The following is an 18,880-nucleotide window of genomic DNA, read 5'->3' as shown; positions in this document are numbered from 1 at the left end:
GTCCCTCACCGTTCGTCGTCGTGGTCGTCGCCGACGCCGCTCACCGCGGCGTCCTCGAATTCGCTGAGCACCTGCTCCACCACCAGCTCCGCCAGCGCGGCCACCGTGCGGTGGACCAGCACGTCACGCGGAGTGAGCCGGACCCCGAAGGCGTCGTTGGCCCGCGAGGCGATTGCCAGGGCGCGCAGGGAGTCCCCGCCGAGCAGGAAGAAGTCGTCCGTCACGCCGAGGGGCATGCGCAGGACCTCCTCCCACACGGCGGCCAGCGCCTCCTCTGTGGGCGTGCGCGGGGCGACGCGGCTCACGGTCTCCGCTCCGGCCGGGGCGGGAGCCGGCAGGGCGGCCCGGTCGGTCTTGCCGTTCTCGGTGATCGGGAAGGCGTCCAGCACCACGAACGCCGACGGCACCTGGGCCACGGGCAGCGCGGCGGCGGCCAGCGCCCGCAGCTCGGGGGGCTCGGGCGGCGCGGCGTCCGGCCGGGCGAGCAGGTGGGCCACCAGGCGCGGCAGCCCCGGCTCGTCCTCCCGGACCGTCACAACCGCGTCCAGCACCGACGGGTGGCGCGACAGGACGGCCTCGACCTCGCCCGCCTCGATCCGGTGGCCGTGCAGCTTGAGCTGGTGGTCGGTGCGGCCCAGGTAGTGCAGTTCGCCGCGCGCGTCGCGCCGGACCAGGTCGCCGGTGCGGTACATACGCGTTCCGGGCGGCCCGTACGGGTCGGCGGTGAAGCGGGCGGCCGTCAGGCCCGGGCGGTGCAGGTAGCCGCGCGCCAGCGCGGGGCCGGCGAGCCAGAGTTCACCCGCCACGCCGTGGGGGACCGGCCGCAGCCGAGCGTCCAGGACGTAGGCGCCGGTGGCGGGCAGCCTGCGGCCGATCGGCGGGGCCGACCCGTCGGGCTCCAGCGGTTCGGACCAGGCGGCCACCACGGTGGCCTCGGTCGGCCCGTAGGAGTTGACCATCCGGTGGTGCGGGGCCCAGCGCGCGACCAGGTCAGCGCCGCAGGCGTCCGCGCCGACCACCAGGGTCTTCAGGTGCGGCAGGGTGCCGGGGACGTCCGCGGGCAGGGTCGCGAGCGCGGCGGGCGGCAGCAGGGTGTGCGTGATGCGCTCGCGGCGCAGCGTCCCGGCCAGCTCGGCGCCCAGCAGCGGGCCGGGCTCCGGCACCACCAGCGCGGCGCCGTGCGGCAGGGCCAGGCACAGCTCCAGCACCGAGGCGTCGAAACTGGGCGTGGCGAAGGCCAGCACCCGGTCCCCGGCGTCCACCTGGTAGTGCGCGGCCTCGGCGGCGGCGAAGGGCGCGAGGCCCCGGTGGGTGACGACCACGCCCTTGGGAGTTCCGGTGGAGCCCGAGGTGTAGATGACGTAGGCCGGGTCGTCGAGGTCGAGCGGGCGGACCCGGTCGGCGTCGGTCGGCCGGTGCTCGGGCAGGCCGTCGGTCGCCGCGGCGAGCAGGTCGGCGACCTCCGCCGCGTGCAGGGTCACGGCCGGCGCCGCGTCCCCCAGCATGAGGGCGACGCGCTCGGCCGGGTAGCCGGGGTCCACCGGCAGGAAGGCCGCACCCGCCTTGGTGACCGCGAGTGTTGCGAGGACCATGTCCGTGCCGCGCGGTAGGACGAGGGCCACCAGCTCGCCCGGGCCCGCGCCTCGGGCGATCAGCCGGTGCGCCAGACGGTTGGCGTGCCGTTCGACCTCGGCGAAGGACAGCACGCGTCCCCGGCCGAGCAGCGCGGGCGCGGTCGGCCACCGGTCCGCGGCGGCCTCGACCAGCGCGGGCAGGGTGGCCGGGGCGACCGGCGCGGTGGCCGGACGGGCGGGCCCGTGGAGCAGCCGTGCCCGTTCCTCGGCGGGGAGCACCTCGATCTCGTCCAGCCGGGCGGTGTCCGGCGCGGCGGCCAGGGCGTCCAGGGTCTGCAGCAGCTGGGCGGCCAGCCCGCGAGCGGTGCTCTCCTCGAAGTACCTGGCGTCGTAGCCCAGTTCGACGCCGAGCCGCTCGCCGGGTGAGATCACCGCGGTGAGCGGGTAGTTGGTGGCCTCCCGGGCGTCGAGGTCGCGGACCCGGACGCCGTTGGCGTCCGCCGTCGCGTCGCCGACGGGATAGTTCTCGAAGACCAGCAGGCTGTCGAACATCGTGCTCCCGGCGGGGAGTTCGGTGAACGTGCGCAGTGAGGTCAGCGGGACGTGGTCGAACCTGCGGTCCTCGGCGCCGGCCGCCTGGAGAGCGCGCAGCCAGGCGCCGCAGGCGGCCTCGCCGTCGACGGTGACCCGGGCGGGCAGGGTGGTGATGAACAGGCCGGTGACGGTGTCCGCGCCGGGCAGGTCGGCGGGCCGCCCGGAGACGGTGGCGCCGAAGCACACCTCCCGCTCGCCGCTCCAGCGCGACAGCAGCAGCGCCCACGCGCCCTGCACCACGGTGTTGAGGGTCAGGCGGTGACGTCGGGCGAACTCCGTGAGGGCGGCGGTCCGCTCCGCCCCGAGCCGCTGCGAGAGCCAGGTGCCCGAGCGGGCCGCCGCTCCCTGGGCGGGCCTGCGGTCGAAGGGCAGCGCGGTGGGCGCGGTGAACCCGGCGAGGGTCCGCGCCCAGTGCTGCTCCGCCTGTCGGGTGTCGCGCTGGGCGAGCCAGGCCGCGTAGTCCGCGAACGGACGCCGGTCCGGCAGCTTCGGCCGCTCGCCCCGGGCGAGCGCCGCGTGGCAGGCCAGGACGTCCGACAGCACGTGGAAGACGCTCCACCCGTCCAGCAGCACGTGGTGGAAGGTCCACACCACCCGTGCCTCGTCCGGACCGAGCCGGACCAGGGCGATGCGCAGCAGCGGCGCCCGGTCCAGCGCGAGACCGCGGGCCCGGTCGTCGGCGAGCAGCCGCTCCAGCTCCTCCTCGCGCCGCGAAGGCGTCAGAGCGCTCCAGTCGTGCTCGGAGACCGGCAGCTCGACGGCGCGGTGGACCACCTGCAGCGGCTCGGGCACCCCTTGCAGCACGACGGCGGTGCGCAGCACCGGCGTGCGGTCGACCACCTGCTGCCAGGCGGCCGCCAGGCGTCGCACGTCCGGCACGCCGTCCATGACGAAGGTGATCTGTTCGACATAGAGGCCCTGGCCGGGCTCGTCCAGGGCGTGCACGACCATGCCGGTCTGGGTGGGGGTGAGCGGGTAGACGTCGACGACCTCGCGCCCGGTGCCCACCAGCCGGTCCAGAACCTGCTGGTCGAGCCGGGCGAGCGGGAAGTCCGAGGGGGTGCGACCGCCCGCGTCGGGCTCGGCGCAGTGCCGCACGATCGCGCGCAGTTCGTCGGCCGTCGCCTCGGCGAGCCGGGCGATGGTCTCCGGGCGGTGCAGCTCGCGCGAGTACGCCCAGGTGAACTCGAGGCGCTTGTCGCGGACGCGGCCCACCACGTCGATCAGGTGCGGCCGTTCCCCGGCCCGGTCCATGCCGCCCGTGAGCCCGCCGTAGGGGCCGTGCAGCAGGCCGCCGGGATCGCCGTTCTCGTTCCCGTCCTGCTGTCCCAGGTAGTTGAAGGCGAGTTGCGGCAGCTCGGGCAGCCGCGCCCCGAGGGTCGGGTGCAGGTGGCGCAGCGCGCCGTAGCCGATGCCGCCGTGCGGAACGGCGCGCAGGCCCTCCTTGACGGCCTTCAGCGCCTCCCCGGTGCCCCCGTCGGCCGGAAGGCGCAGCGCGACCGGGAACATCGTGGTGAACCAGCCGACGGTGCGGGACAGGTCGAGGTCCTCGAAGAGGTGCTCGCGGCCGTGGCCCTCCAGCGCGACGGTGACCTGGTCGCGGCCGGTCCAGCGGGTCAGCACCCGACCGAGGGCGCACAGCAGCACGTCGTTGACGCGCGTGCGGTAGACCTCCGGCACGTCCTGGAGCAGGCAGCGGGTGTGCTCGGCGTCCAGCGCGACCGTCAGGCTCTCCTCCTGCGCGGCGGTGTTCGCCCCGCGGTGGTCGGTCGGCAGGGCGGTGTCGTCGGGGAGGCTGCGCCAGTGGGCGAGTTCGGCGTCGAAGCCGCCGGCCTCGGTGTGGGCGGCCAGCCGCGCGGCCCAGGCGCCGAAGGCGGTGGTCTTCGGCCCGAGCTCCACCGCTTCGCCTGCGCGCAGCGCCCGGTAGGCGGCGTCGAGGTCCTCCAGGACCACCTGCCAGGAGACCGCGTCCACCACCAGGTGGTGAGCGGCCAGCACCAGCACCGGGCGACGGCCTCCGGCCGGTCGGCACAACGCTGCCCGCACCAGCGGACCTGCCGCCAGGTCGAAGCCCCGGCTCAGCTCCTCGGCCAGGGCCGCGATCGCGCGGTGGACGTCCGCCTCCGGCCCGTAGGGCAGGTCGTGGACGGCGAGTGGGACGGCGCCGCCCGGAACGCCGTCCGGGGCGGCGCCGTGCTGACGCCACCGCCCGTCGCCGTCGGTCTCGAACCGCAGGCGCAGCGCGTCGTGCTGGTCGACCACGGCGGCCAGGGCAGCGCGCAGGAGTGTCGGGTCGGTGTCCGTCGCCACGTGGTGGGAGACGGTCTGGGTAAACGCCGCCGGATCGCCCGAGAGGGTGTCGAACAGCCAGTGCTGGATCGGCGTGAGCGGCGCCTCCCCCACGACCGCGCCCTGTTCGGCCACGATGACCGCCGCCGGCAGCGCGTCGGCCGCCGAGGCCAGTTCGGCGACGGTCTGGTGCTGGAACAGGTGCCGGGGGGTCAGCGCGAGACCGGCCCGCCGCGCGGCGGCGACGATCCGGATGCCGAGGATCGAGTCCCCGCCGAGGGTGAAGTAGTTGTCGTGCACGCCGACGCCGGGCACGCCGAGCACCTCCGACCAGATGCCGGCGAGCGCCCGCTCGGTGTCGGTGCGCGGCAGCCGCTCGTCGTCGTCAGCTGTGGCGGCCGTGGGCGCGGCCCACTCCGGGTCGGGCAGGGCGCGCCGGTCGAGCTTCCCCGTCGCGCCGAGCGGGAGCCGCTCCAGCGGCACCACCAGCGCGGGGACGAGGTGGTCGGGCAGCGTGCGGGCGAGGAAGGAGCGCAACGCGGCCGAGTCCGGGACCTCGCGGTCCGGCAGGGCCGAGCCGGGCAGAGAGGCCGCAGCGCCCCAGTCCCGCGCGGCGGACCCCCGCGCGGCGGAGCCCGGCGCGCCGGAGCACCGCGCGTCGGCACCGTGCGCCGCGCGGTCCGAGGCCGGCCCGCGGAACACCGCGTAGGCCACCAGCCTGCGGTGCCCGTCGTGTTCGACCACGCGGGCGGCGGCGGCCGACACCTCGGGGTGGCGGGCGAGGGCGGCCTCGACCTCGCCGAGCTCGATGCGGAAGCCGCGCACCTTGACCTGGTCGTCGCTGCGGCCGAGGTAGACGAGGTCGCCCCCGGCGGTCCAGCGCACCAGGTCGCCGGTGCGGTACATGCGGTCGCCCGGCGTGCCGAACGGGTCGGCGAGGAAGCGGGCGGCGGTGAGGCCGGGACGGCCCAGGTAGCCGCGGGCGACGCCGGTCCCGGCGAGGTGGAGCTCCCCCGGCACCCCGGCGGGGACCGGGCGCATCCGCTCGTCCAGCACGTAGGCGCGGGCCCCGCCCAGCGGGCGGCCGATCGGCGGGAGACGGTCGGGGTCGGCCGCGTCGCAGGTGAAGGCGGTGGCGTAGACGGTGGCCTCGGTCGGGCCGTAGATGTTCAGAACCTGGCAGCCGGGCACGGCCTGCCGGACCTGACGGACCGTGTGGGCGGGCAGCGCCTCGCCGGCCAGCACGACGGTCTCGGCCGTGCAGTGGACGGTGTCCTCGGCGAGCAGCCGGCCGAGCGCGGAGGGCACCGCGCTCAGCAGCCCCGCCCGCCACGGCCCCGGCCGTTCGGCGAGCGCCAGCAGGTCGCGGACGAGCTCGACGCAGCCGCCCGCGAGCAGCGGGCAGAGGATCTCGAACACCGACACGTCGAAGTTGAGCGAGGTGGCCGCCACCACGTGGTCGAATCCCCGGTCTCCGAACTCGACGGCGGCCCAGTCGGCCAGCGCGGCCACGGACTCGTGCGCGACCACGACGCCCTTGGGGCGTCCGGTCGAGCCGGAGGTGTGGATGACGTACGCGGGGTGGCCGGGCAGCAGCGGCTCGTCCGGCGTCAGGGGGTCGGCCGGGGCGGCGGCCAGGCGCGCGGCGCACGCCGGTTCGTCCAGCTCGATCCGTGCGAACGGACCGTCGGGCAGCCGGGCGGAGGTGGCCGAGGAGGTCACTACGGCGTGCGGCCGGACGTCGTCGAAGAGGAACGCGACGCGTTCGGCCGGGTAGCCCGGGTCCACCGGCAGGTAGGCCGCGCCGCTCTTGAGCACCGCCAGCATGGCGACCACCAGGTCGGCGGTGCGCGGCAGCGCGAGGGCGACGAACCGCTCGGGGCCGGCCCCGGCGGCGACCAGCAACCGGGCCAGGCGGTTGGCCCGCTCGTCCAGCTGCCGGTACGTCAGGCGCTCGCCGTCGGCCAGCAGGGCCGGGGCGTCGGGGGTGCGGGCCGCCTGTGCGCCGAACAGCTCGGGCAGGGTCCGCTGCGGGGCGCGCACGACCGCGCCGCCGAACCGGTCGAGCAAGGCCGGGGCCGCCGCCGGGTCCAGCAGCGGCAGGTCGGCCAGGCGGCGGTCCCGGTCGGCGGAGATCGCGGTCAGCAGCGTCCGCAGGGCCGCCCCCATGCCCTCGACCGTCGCGGCGTCGAAGAGCGCCGGATCGTAGTCGAGGTTCACCGTGAGGGTGTCGCCGGGCGCGACGACCACGCTGAGCGGGTAGTTGGTCGGCTCCAGGTCGCGTTCCTGCTCCATCGCGAGCCCGTGCCGGGCCAGTGAGCCCGCGTCGAAGGGGTAGTTCTCGAACACCACGATCGAGTCGAACAGGCCGGCGCCGCCGGGGACCTCGCTCCAGTTCCTGAGCTGGGCGAGCGAGACGAACTCGTGGCGGCGCGCCTCGGACTGGGCGGCCTGGAGGTCGCGCAGCCACGCCCGCAGCTCGCGCCGGCCGTCGACGCGCACCCGGGTGGGCAGGGTGTTGATGAACAGCCCGACCATCGAGGTCACGCCGGGCAGCTCGGCGGGGCGTCCGGACACGGTCGTGCCGAACACCACGTCCTCGCCGCCGCCGTAGCGGGACAGCAGCAGCGCCCAGGCGCCCTGGAGCACGGTGTTGACGGTCAGGCCGGACCGCTGCGCGGTCTCCCGCAGCCGCGCCGACACACCCGCGTCGAGCGCCACCCGGACCGAGCCGGAGGACGAGCTGCGGTGCGCCTCGGCGTTGCGCCGGTCGTACGGCAGCGGCGTCGGGACGGAGAACCCGGCCAGCACCTCGCGCCAGTAGCCCTCCGCGCTCCCGCCGTCCTGCGCGGCCAGCCACCGCAGGTAGTCGGCGAACGGGGCGCGGTCCACCACCTCGGGCGCGCGCCCGGCGGTCAGGGCCGCGTACCGCTCGCACACCTCGTCGAAGACCTGGGCGGCGCTCCATCCGTCGAGCAGGACGTGGTGGAACGTCCACACCAGCCGCACCCGCTCGGGCGACAGGCGGATCAGCGTCAGCCGCATCAGCGGCGCGACGGTGAGGTCGACGCCGGCCTCGCGATCCGCGGCGAGCAGGGCCGCGAGCTCGCGCTCGCAGCGCTCGTCGGTCAGGGAGGTCCAGTCGTGGTGGGTGACAGGCACGGTGGCCCGGCGCCGCACGAGCTGGAGCGGCTCGGGGGTCTCCTGCCACACCAGTCGGGTGCGCAGGATCGCGTTGGCGTCCGCGGTGCGCTGCCACGCCTCGGCCAGGGCCTGCGGGTCGGTGACGCCGCACAGCACCAGCTGCACCTGGTTGACGTAGCTGCGGCCGCCCGGGTCCATCAGGCCGTGGAAGAGCATGCCCGCCTGCATCGGCGTCAGCGGGTAGAGGTCGGCGACCGCGCGGCCGTCGCCCACCACCCGGTCCACGGCGGCCTGGTCGAGCCGGGCCAGCGGGAAGTCGGACGGGGTCCGGCCGCCCGCCTCGGGACGCAGGCAGTGGGCGACGATCTCCTCCAGCGCCCGCAGCATGCCCTCGGCGAGGGCGGTCACCGTCTCCTCCCGGTGCCGTCCGGCGCTGTAGTGCCAGACGACCTCGAGCCGGTCGTCCTCGACGCGGGCGACCACGTCGAGCAGGTGCGGCCGCTCGGACTGGGCCGCCTCCTCGCCGCCGAGACCGCCCGGGACGGCCGACACCAGCGCGCCGCCGTCGGCGGACCAGGCGAAGCGGCCCAGGTAGTTGAAGCTGACGGCGGGGCTCGGCGCGTCGGCGAGCCGCTCGTCGCCCGCCAGGTGGCGCAGGGCGCCGTGGCCGACGCCGCGGTCCGGGACGGCCCGCAGCTGCTCCTTGACGGACTTCAGCGCCGTGGCCCAGTCGCCGCCTGGCACGTCGAGGGCGACCGGGTAGACGCTGGTGAACCAGCCGACCGTGCGGGACAGGTCGACGTCCTCGAACAGCTGGTCCTCGCGCCCGTGCCCTTCGAGGTCGACGGCGACGGTGCCGCGGCCGGTCCAGTCGGCGAGCACCTTGCCGAGGGCGGTCAGCAGGACGTCGTCGATCCGGGTCCGGTAGACCCCGGGGACGGTGCGCAGCAGGTCCTCGGTGCGCTGCCGGTCCAGACGGACCGTCACCGCGCGGACGTCGCCCGCGGTGTTGCCGCCGTCGCCGTCCACCGGCAGCGGGGCCGCGCAGTGCTCCGCCACCGCCTCCCAGTACGCGCGCTGCGGTGCGAAACCGCCGGCGGCGGTGTGGGCGTGCAGCCGCCGGACCCACGCGCGCACGGAGGTGGTGCGCTGCGGCAGCCGGACCGGCTCGCCGTCGCGCGCCTGGCGGTAGGCGGTCTCCAGGTCCTCCAGCAGGATCCGCCAGGAGACGCCGTCGACCACCAGGTGGTGCCCGACCAGCAGCAGCCTGGCCGGGCGGCCCTCGCGGGTGAACAGCCGCGCCGTCAGCAGCGGGCCGGTGTCGAGCCGGAAGCTCTCGTGCGCCTCCCGGGTCGCGCGCGTCTCCGCCTCCTCGGCGGCGGCCGGGTCCAGCCCGCTGAGGTCGCAGACCGTCAGCAGTTCGCCCGGCGGGGTGTCGGGGGCGGCGCAGTCCTGCTGCCAGGAGCCGTCCTCCTCGCGCACGAAGCGGCCGCGCAGGGCGTCGTGGTGGGCCCACAGCGCGGCCAGCGCGCGGCCCAGAGCCTCCGGGTCGGGGGCCTCGGCGCTCTCCACGACGACGCACTGGTCGAAGACCTCGGGACGCTGCGGCGTGTCGTCCAGGAACCAGTGCTGGACGGGGGTGAGCGGGACCGGCCCGGTGACCGGCTCGGTGCCGGCGACCTGCGCGGCGGTGCCGGTCGCGGCGGCCAGGGCGGCGACGGTGGGGTGCCGGAACACGTCGCGGGGGGTGAGCGCGAGGCCCGCGCTGCGGGCCCGGGAGACGACCTGGATGCTGAGGATGGAGTCGCCGCCCAGCATGAAGAAGTCGTCGTCGGCGCCGACCTGTTCGACCTCCAGCAGCTCCGCCCAGATCCCGGCGAGGATCCGCTCGGCCTCCGTGCGCGGCTCCCGGTAGGCGGTGTCCCCGGCGGTCGACCAGTCCGCGGCGGGCAGCCGACGCCGGTCGACCTTGCCGTTCGCGGTCAGCGGCAGCTCGGCGACGGTGACGAAGGCGGCGGGCAGCATGTAGTCGGGCAGGTCCGCCCCGAGATGCGCGCGCAGCTCGGCCGCGGCCGGAACGTCTGCCTCCGGGGCGGCCACGAGGTGCGCGACCAGGTGCTTGCGGCCGCCGTGCTCGGCCACCGACACCACCGCCTCGGCGACGGCGGGGTGCGCGGTGAGCCGGGACTCGATCTCGGCGGGCTCGACGCGGAACCCGCGGATCTTGATCTGGTCGTCGGCGCGTCCCACGAAGTGCAGTTCGCCCTCGGCGCTCCAGCGCACCAGGTCGCCGGTGCGGTACATCCGGCCGCCGACGGGGCCGAACGGGTCGGCGACGTAGCGCGCGGCCGTCGCCCCGGGACGCCCCGCGTACCCGCGCGCCAGGCCGGCCCCGGCGACGTACAGCTCCCCGGTCACGCCCACGGGTTGGGGCTGCAACGCGTCGTCGAGCACGTAGACGCGGGTGTTGTCGAGCGGACGGCCTATGGGCAGCGTCGCAGGCAGCGGGTCGCCGGAGCGGAAGACGCGCCGGGTCGCGAAGGTGGTGGTCTCGGTGGGTCCGTAGCCGTTGACGACGGTCAGCCCCGGGCAGGCGTCCAGAACCCGGCGCACCACCGCGCCGGGCACGGCCTCGCCGCCGGTCCACACCTCGCGGGCGCCGCGAAGGCAGCCCGGGTCCTCCTGGGCGAGCAGCCGGAACAGGCCCGCGGTCAGCCACAGGCAGCGGACGCCCTGCTCGGCGACGGCGCGGCGCACGGCCTCGGCGTCGAGGTCCGACGGCGGGGCCAGCACGGCGGTGCCGCCGCGCAGCAGCGGCACCCACAGCTCGTAGGTGGCGGCGTCGAAGGCGTGCGGGGAGTGCACGAGCACGCGCTCGTGCCCGGCGAAGGCGCGGTCCAACGCGAGCGCTACGACGTCCCGCTGGCGCACCGCGACGCCCTTGGGCGTGCCGGTGGAGCCGGAGGTGAACATCAGGTACTGGACGTTGTCGGGGTGGACGACCGCTTTCGCGGCCGGCGGCAGCGGCCCCCTCGCGTCCGCCCGCAGCACGTCCCCGTCCGGGAGCAGCGCGTGTGCCCTCCCCTCCCACGCCGCGTCGGTGAGCAGCAGCGCGGCCCGCGCCTCGGCGAGGATCCGGCGCAGCCGGTCGCCCGGGGCCCGGCCGTCCAAGGGCACGAAGACGCCGCCGAGGCGGGCGAGCGCGAGCTGGACGACGACCAGCTCCACCGAGCGGTCCATCAGCACCGCGACCGGCTGCTCCACCGTCACGCCGCGGGCGGCCAGCCGGGCGGCCAGCGCCTCGGCGCGGGCGTCCAGGTCCCGGTAGGAGATCTCCTCGTCCCCGGCCGCGACGGCGATCGCGTCGGGGGCGCGGCGCACCTGGGCGGCGAAGAGGTCCGCCACGGTCGCCTCGGGCACGTCGGCGGCGGTGTCGTTCCAGCCCTCGACGATCTCGGTGCGGCGCTCGGCCGTCAGCAGCGGGAGCCGGGCGGGCGGCAGCTCGGCGTCGTCGGTCATCGCGGTGAGCAGCACGGTCAGTTGCTCGGCCGTCCGCAGGGCGGTGGCGGCGTCGAACAGCTCCGGGTCGTAGCCGAGCCGCAACGCGAGCTCCGGGCCCGGGCACGCGACCAGGCTGAGCGGGTAGTTGGTGGTCTCGACGCCGTCCAGCTCGCTCAGGCGCAGCCCGTGCGCGGCGGCGAGCGCGTCGTCGACCGGGTAGTTCTCGAAGACCACGATGCTGTCGAAGAGGGCGACGCGTTCCGGCAGGTCGGTGAGCGCGGCCATCCGATGCAGCGGGAGGTGGTCGAAGCGCCGGTCCTCGCTCTGGTCCTGCTGCAGCCGGCCCAGCCACTCCAGGAGCGTCCCGGTGGCCGGCACCGTGACGCGGGTGGGCAGCGTGGTGATGAACAGGCCGGTCATGGACTCGGCTCCGGCGAGCTCCGGCGGCCGTCCGGACACGGTGGTGCCGAAGACCACCTCGTCGCGGCCCGACTGACGGGCCAGCAGCACCGCCCAGGCCCCCTGGACCAGGGTGTTCAGGGTCAGGCCCGCGGCCTTGGCCCGCTCCTCCAGGGCGCGGGTGGTCGCGGCGGGGACGCTGACCCGCACCGCGGCGGTCGACTCCGCTCGATGGGACTCGAGCGGCTCGCGGTCGTAGGGCAGCGAGGTGGGCTCGGTCAGGCCCTGGAGCCTTGCCTGCCAGTGGCGTTCGGCCTGCTCCCGGTCGCGGTCGCGCAGCCAGGCGACGTAGTCGCGGAACGGCCGCCGGGCCGGCGGGACCGCCTCGGCGGGCTCACCGTCGCCCCTGTCCGGGCCCGGGCCCGCCAGGGCGGCGTGGCAGGCGAAGACGTCGGAGAGCACCTGGAACAGGCTCCAGCCGTCCAGCACGAGGTGGTGGAAGGTCCACACCACTCGCACGCCGCCGTCGGGCAGGCGGACGAGCACCAGCCGCTGGGGCGGGGCGGCGCCCAGGTCGAGGCCGCGCTCGCGGTCCCGGAGAAGCAGCTCCCGCAGCCGGGCGTGCCGCTCCTCCTCCGCGAGCTCCCGCCAGTCCAGCAGGGTGACCGGCACGGGGACGTGACGCTCCACCACCAGCAGCGGCTCCGGCAGGTCCTGCCAGACCACGCGGGACCGCAGCACCGGTGTGGCGTCGGTGACCCGCTGCCAGGCCTGGGCCAGCACCTCCGGCTCGGGCACGCCGTGCAGCACGAAGGCCAGCTGCTGGAGGTAGACGCTGCCCTGCTCCTGGGACAGGCCGTGGAAGAGCATGCCCGCCTGGGTCGGCGTGAGCGGGTGGACGTCCTCGACCGCGCCGGGGTCGTCCCCGGTGATCCGGTCGACCGCCGCCTGGTCGAGCGCGGCGAGCGGGAAGTCCGAGGGGGTGCGCCCGGCCGCGCCGGGGCGTTCCGCGTAGCGGGCGAGGTCGGCCAGGGCCTCGGCGAACCGGTCGGCGAGGGCGGCGACGGTCGACTCCCGGTGCGCCTGCGCCGAGTAGCACCAGGTGAACTCCAGCGCGTCCTCGTCCAGTCGGCCGATGACCTCCAAGGCGTGGGGCCGCGGCAGCCGCGGGTCGACGTCCAGATCCAGCGGACGGGCGAGGTCGCGGTAGAGGCCGCCCGAGCCGTCCGGCGGCGCGATCCGCCCGAGGTAGTTGAAGCTCACCCGGGCGGGCGGCACGTCGGGCAGGGGCGCGCCCGGGGCCAGCCGGCGCAGCGCGTCGTAGCCGAGGCCGTGCCGGGGCACCGCGCGCAGCTGCTCCTTGACCTGCCCCAGCAGCTCCCCCCACCCGGCGTCGGGCCGCCCGGCGAGGGCGACCGGATGACGGGTGGTGAACCAGCCGACGGTGCGGCTCGTGTCGACGTCCGCGAACAGCTCCTCGCGGCCGTGGCCCTCGACGTCCACCAGGACGCGGTCGTGCCCGGTCCACGCGCACAGCACCCGTCCCAGGGCGCTCAGCAGCACGTCGTTGGCCTGTGTGCGGTGGGTTTCCGGCAGAGTGCGCAGCAGCGAGGCGGTGTGGCGGGGGCTGAGCCGCACGGTCACCGTGCGGGCGGAGCCGTAGGAGTCGCCGCCGGTGAGGTCCACCGGGAGCGACGCCTCGGCGCCGGCGAGCGCCCGGGACCAGTAGCCGCGTTCGTCGTCGAAGCCGCCCTCGGCTGCGTGGTCGGCCAGGCGCCGGGCCCAGTGCCGCAGGGCCGAGGTCTTCGCGGGGAGCGCCGCCGCGCCCTCGCGTCCCTGCGCTCTCGCGCGGTAGGCGCGGTCGAGGTCTTCGAGCAGCACCCGCCAGGAGACGCCGTCGACCACCAGGTGGTGCACCGCCAGGTGCAGCACCGGCGCACGGTCCGGCCCCCGGTCGTGCAGGACGGCGCGCAGCAGGGGGTCGTGGCCCAGGTCGAAGGGCCCCGCGTGGGGCGTGTCGCCGTCCGGGCCGCTGTGCCGCTCCAGGCGCGGGCGCGGCGCCCGCCCGTCCACCTGCCAGCACGCCTGCCCGTCCTCGGCGACGGTGAAGTGCGAGCGCAGCGCGTCGTGGTGGGCCACCAGGTCGCTCAGCGCGTCCTCCAGCGCGGACGGGTCGACCCCGTCGCCGAGCTCCACCGAGAGGGTCTGGGCGAACCAGCCCGCCCGTTGGCCCACGGTGTCGAACAGCCAGCGCTGGATCGGCGTCAGCGGCGCCGGTCCGGTGGCCGGGACGGCGGCGACGGCGGGCGCGGCCCCGCCGCCCGCCTCGTCCGCGCACCGGGCCAGGGCGGCGACCGTCTGGTGCCGGTAAACGTCCCGCGAGGTCACCGTCAGGCCCGCCTGGCGGGCCTTCGCGACCACCTGGATGCTCAGGATGGAGTCGCCGCCCAGGGCGAAGAAGTTGTCCTGTGTCCCGACGCGCTCCACCCGCAGCACCTCGGCCCAGATCCCGGCCAGGGCGCGCTCGGTGGGCGTGCGGGGAGCGACATGGCGTGCCGCCCGGGCCGCCGGTCCGGGATGCGGGAGGCGGGTGCGGTCGAGCTTGCCGTTCGGGTTCAGCGGCAGGGCGTCGAGCACCACCACGACCGAGGGCACCATGTAGTCGGGCAGGGTGCGGGCCAGCGCCCGTCGCACGGCCTCCGGGTCCGGCCGGGCCCCGGGCACCGGCACGACGTAGCCGACGAGGCGGCGGTGCCCGTCGTCCTCGCGTGCGCTCGCCGCGGCCTGGGCGACGTCCGGGCAGCCGCGCAGCGCCTCCTCCACCTCGCCGAGCTCGATGCGGAAGCCGCGCACCTTGACCTGCTGGTCCATACGGCCGAGGTACTCCAGCTGCCCGTCGGCGGTCATCCGGACCAGGTCCCCGGTGCGGTACATCCGGTCGCCGGGCGCACCGAACGGGTCCGCGGTGAACCGGGCGGCGGTCAGGCCGGGCCGGCGCAGGTAACCGCGCGCCAGGCCGCCGCCGCCGAGGTACAACTCCCCCGCGACGCCCGGAGGCTGGGGGCGCAGCAGCCGGTCCAGCACGTAGGCGCGGGTGCGGGCCACGGGCCGCCCGATGGGCGGGGCCTGCTCGGGCAGCGGACCGTCGGCGAACCAGGCGGTGGCGTAGACGGTGGCCTCGGTCGGGCCGTAGACGTTGGCGACCTCAGCGCCGGGCATGGTGGCGCGCAGCTCGTGCACCGTCCGCGCGGGCAGCGCCTCGCCGGCCAGCACGACGGTGTCCGCCTCGACGGCGGCGCCGTCGGTGACCAGCCGGGAGACCACCGACGGGACGCCGCTGAGCAGCCCCGCGTGGCGCGGGGTCGGCGCGTCGGCGAGTGCGGGCAGGTCGGCGACGACCTCGACGGAGCCGCCCGCCAGCAGCGGGCAGAGCAGCTCGAAGACGGAGACGTCGAAGTTGAGCGAGGTGGAGCCGACCACGTGGGCGAGCCGCTCCGGACCGAACCGGTGGGCCGCCCAGGCGGCGAGCGCCGCCACGCTGCGGTGGGTCACCACGACGCCCTTGGGTCGGCCGGTCGACCCCGAGGTGTAGATGACGTAGGCGGGGTGGTCGGGGTCCAGCGGCCGCAGACGGTCCGCGTCCGTCAGGTCCGCGCCCGTCAGGTCCGCGCCCGTCCGGTCCGCGTCGGGATCGGCCAGGTCCGCGTCGGCGCCTTCGGCGTGCGGGCCGTCGAGCAGGTCCTCCAGCAGCAGTGCGTCGCAGCCCTCGGGCAGCGCGCCCGCGGTCTCGCGTGTCGCGACGACCAGCGTCGGCGCGGCGTCGTCCAGCATGAACCGGACGCGGTCCACCGGATACCCCGGGTCGACGGGGAGATAGGCCGCGCCCGACTTCAGCACCGCCCACAGCACCGGCAGCAGTGCGGCGGAGCGGGGCAGGCAGAGCGCCACCAGCCGTTCGGGACCCGCGCCGTGCGCGGAAAGCAACCGGGCGAGCCGGTTGGCGCCGCGGTTCACCTCGGCGTAGGTGAGGCGGGTGTCGGCGCAGACCACGGCGGTCCGGTCGGGTGTGCGGGCCGCCTGGGCCTCGAAGAGCGCCGGCAGCGTCTCGCCCGAGGTGTCGCGCCCGGCGGCACGGGCGGGCGGGTTCCAGGTCTCCAGCAGCGTGCGCCGCTCCTGGGAGGTCAGCAGCGGCAGCTCCGCGACCCGGTCGTGGGCGGCGCCGTCCGCGAGTCCCTCCAGCAGGTGGTGCAGGTGACGGGCCATCCGTGCCGCCGTGGCGGCGTCGAACAGGTCGGTGTTGTACTCGACCGTCAGCTCCCAGCTTCCCCCGGTCTGCGGGGCGAACTCCAGGACCAGGTCGAAGCGGGCGGCCGGGCGGGGCAGCGGGTGGTCCTCGATGCGCAGCCCGCCGGCCTGCGGCGGGTGTGCGGGCGCGGTCTGCTGTACCACTACGGCCTGGACCAGCGGGGTCCGGCTGGGGTCGCGCGGCGGGGCCAGCTCCTCGACCACCCGGTCGAAGGGCACCTGGTCGTGGGCGAAGGCGTCGAGCAGGGTCGCCCGCATGCCGTCGAGGAACCGGTCGAGCGTGGCGGCGTCGTCGACCTCGGTGCGCAGCACGACGGTGTTGGCGAAGAATCCGGTCACGTTCTCCAGGTCGCGGCGGCCGCGGCCGTTGGTGACGGTGCCGAACGCCACGTCCCGCTGCCCGGAGTACCGGGAGAACAGGACCGCGGCCGCCCCGGCGAACAGGGTGAACACCGTCATGCCGCGGCTCGCGGCCGACGCTCCCAGCCGCGTCACCAGGTCGGTGGGCAGCTGGCGCCGGTGGGCCGCCCCGGCGCTGGTGCGCACGGGCGGCCGGGGCCGGTCCGTGGGCAGGTCGAGCTGCGGCGCTCCCGCCAACTGGCGCTTCCAGTAAGCAAGATCGTCGGTGTCACCGGCTGCGGCGCGTTGCCGCCGCTCCCAGACGGCGAAGTCCGGGTACTGGACGCCGGGCGCGGGCAGGCCGTCGTCCTCGCCGGTGGCCTCCGACCGGTACAGCGCCGCGAGTTCGCGGGTCAGCACGCCCACCGACCAGCCGTCGGTGACGATGTGGTGCTGGGCCAGCAGCAGCAGGTGCTCGTCCTCGTCGAGCCGGACCAGCAGGGCGCGGGTCAGCGGCCCGGCGGCCAGGTCGTAGCGGCGACCGAGCTCCTCGGTCAGCAGGGCTTCGGCGGCCTCGGACCGCCCCTCGGCGGGCAGTGCCCGGAGGTCGGCCGTGCGCAGCGGCAGGACGACGTCGGGGCTCACCCTCTGCACGCCCTGCCCGTCCACGGTGGCGAAGGTGGTGCGCAGCGAGTCGTGGCGCGCCGCCAGCCGGCGCAGGGCCCGGTCGAGCGCGTCCCGGTCCAGTCGGCCACGCAGCCGCAGGGCCACGCCGGTGTTGTACTCCGTTCCGCCCGCGTTCAGGTCGTCGAGGAACCACAGCCTCCGTTGGGCGCTGGACAGTTCCAGCGGCCGGTCGCGCGGCGCGGGCGGAATCGCGTCCTGGGGCGCGGCGAGGGCCGGGTCGGCGAGCACGGGCGCCAGGGCCGCGACGGTCCGGGCGGTGAACACGTCGCGCAGGGTCAGCCGGACGCCGGACGCCTCGCGGATCCGGGCCACCGCGCGGGCGGCGAGGATCGAGTCGCCCCCGAGGTCGAAGAAGTCGTCGTGCACGCCGACCGCGTCGACGCCCAGCACCTCGGCCCAGACTCCCGCCAGCGCGCGTTCCGCGGCGGTGCGTGGCGGTACGTGGCCTGCTGACGGCGCGTCGGCGGGTGCGGGCAGGGCACGGTGGTCGATCTTGTGCTGCGGGGTGAGCGGCAGCCGGGGAAGGACGACGACGAGCGGCACCATGTGCGCCGGCAGGGCGGCGGCGAGCGCGGCGCGCAGCTCGGCCGGCTCCGGTGCGTGCCGCGGGTCGGCGGCGGTGACGTAGCCGACGAGCCGCCGGTGTCCCGGCGCGTCCTCGCGGACCACCACGACGGCCTCGCGGACACCGGGCCGCTCCAGCAGAGCGGCCTCGACCTCCCCCGGTTCGATGCGGAAGCCGCGCAGCTTCAGCTGCCGGTCGACGCGTCCGAGGAACTCCAGCTCCCCGTCGGCCCTGCGGCGCGCCCGGTCGCCGGTGCGGTACAGGCGGGCGCCGGGCGGGCCGTAGGGGTCGGCGACGAACCGCGTGGCGGTCAGCCCCGGACGGCCGAGGTAGCCGCGGGCCAGGCCGTCGCCGCCCACGTACAGTTCGCCCGTCTCGCCGTCCGGTACGGGCCGCAGGGCCGCGTCGAGCACGTGGGCGCTCGCCCCCGGCAGGGGCGCGCCGATCGAGGGCGCCCCGCCGCCGGGGGCGAGCGGCCCGGTCCAGGTGGCGACGACGGTGGCCTCGGTCGGCCCGTACGAGTTGATCATCCGGCGTCCGGCGGCCCAGCGGTCCACCAGCCCCGGCGGGCAGGCCTCGGCCCCCACGATGAGCGTGCGCAGGTGCGGCGCGAGCAGGCCGTCCACCCGGTCGGGCACGGTGGCGAGGGCGGCCGGGGGGATCAGGGCATGGGTGATGCGGTGCTCGTCCAAGACGGCGGCCAGCTCCTCGCCCAGCCAGGGGCCGTCCGGCGGCACGACCAGGGTCGCGCCGGAGAGCACCGAGACGCACAGCTCCAGGACGGAGGCGTCGAAACTCGGCGAGGAGAACTGCAGCACCCGGTCGCCCGGCCGGACGGCGTAGGTGTCGCAGGCGGCCGCGCGGAATCCGGCGATCCCGCGGTGGGTGACGGTCACGCCCTTGGGCGTGCCGGTGGACCCGGAGGTGTAGATGACGTAGGCCGCGTGGTCGGGACCGACCGCCGCGGGTCGCCCGGTCGACGTAGCCGCCTCGCCGTTCCCCAGCAGGCCCGCCAGCCGGTCCGGGGCGTCGAGAACCACGGCGGGCGCGGCGTCCTGCAGCATCAGCGCCCGGCGCTGCGCGGGGTAGGCGGGATCGACCGGCAGGAAGGCCGCGCCGGCCCACGAGACGGCCAGCTCCGCCGCGACCAGCTCCATGGAGCGGGGCAGGACCAGCGCCACCGTCCGTTCCGGGCCCGCGCCGTGGCGCACGAGGTGGTCGGCCAGGCGGGCGGCGCGGGCGCCCAGCTGCGCGTAGCTCCAGGTGCGCCGTCCGTCCGTCAGCGCGGGCGCCTCCGGGGTGCGGGCCACCCACCCGGCGAACAGCTCCCCCAGGGACGCGAAGGGCACGCGGCCGACGGCGGCGCCTGCGGGATTCGCGGTGGCGGCGTTCCCGGTCCGGGCACGTGCCGAGGTGGGCTTGTCGTGCAGGTCCGTCATGGGTGAAGTCCTTCGATGCAGGCGGGGACGGTACGGGTGCGCGG

Annotated in this window: 1 protein-coding gene; it reads right to left on the bottom strand. The window is 76.4% G+C overall.

The genetic code is table 11. The features are described 5' to 3' along the window. Positions 1-5: 5 nt before the first annotated feature. Positions 6-18,836 carry a non-ribosomal peptide synthetase gene (locus tag TR48_RS17345; protein WP_042368093.1) on the bottom strand — a complete coding sequence of 6,277 codons (18,831 nt, stop codon included), beginning with the start codon at positions 18,834-18,836 and terminating at the stop codon, positions 6-8. Positions 18,837-18,880 lie beyond the last annotated feature (44 nt).

This window comes from Streptacidiphilus neutrinimicus, assembly GCF_000787815.1.
In the GTDB taxonomy this organism is placed as follows: domain Bacteria; phylum Actinomycetota; class Actinomycetes; order Streptomycetales; family Streptomycetaceae; genus Streptacidiphilus; species Streptacidiphilus neutrinimicus.
The sequence above is the reverse complement of the archived record's forward strand: the minus strand, read 5'-3'. Positions and strand labels throughout refer to the sequence as shown.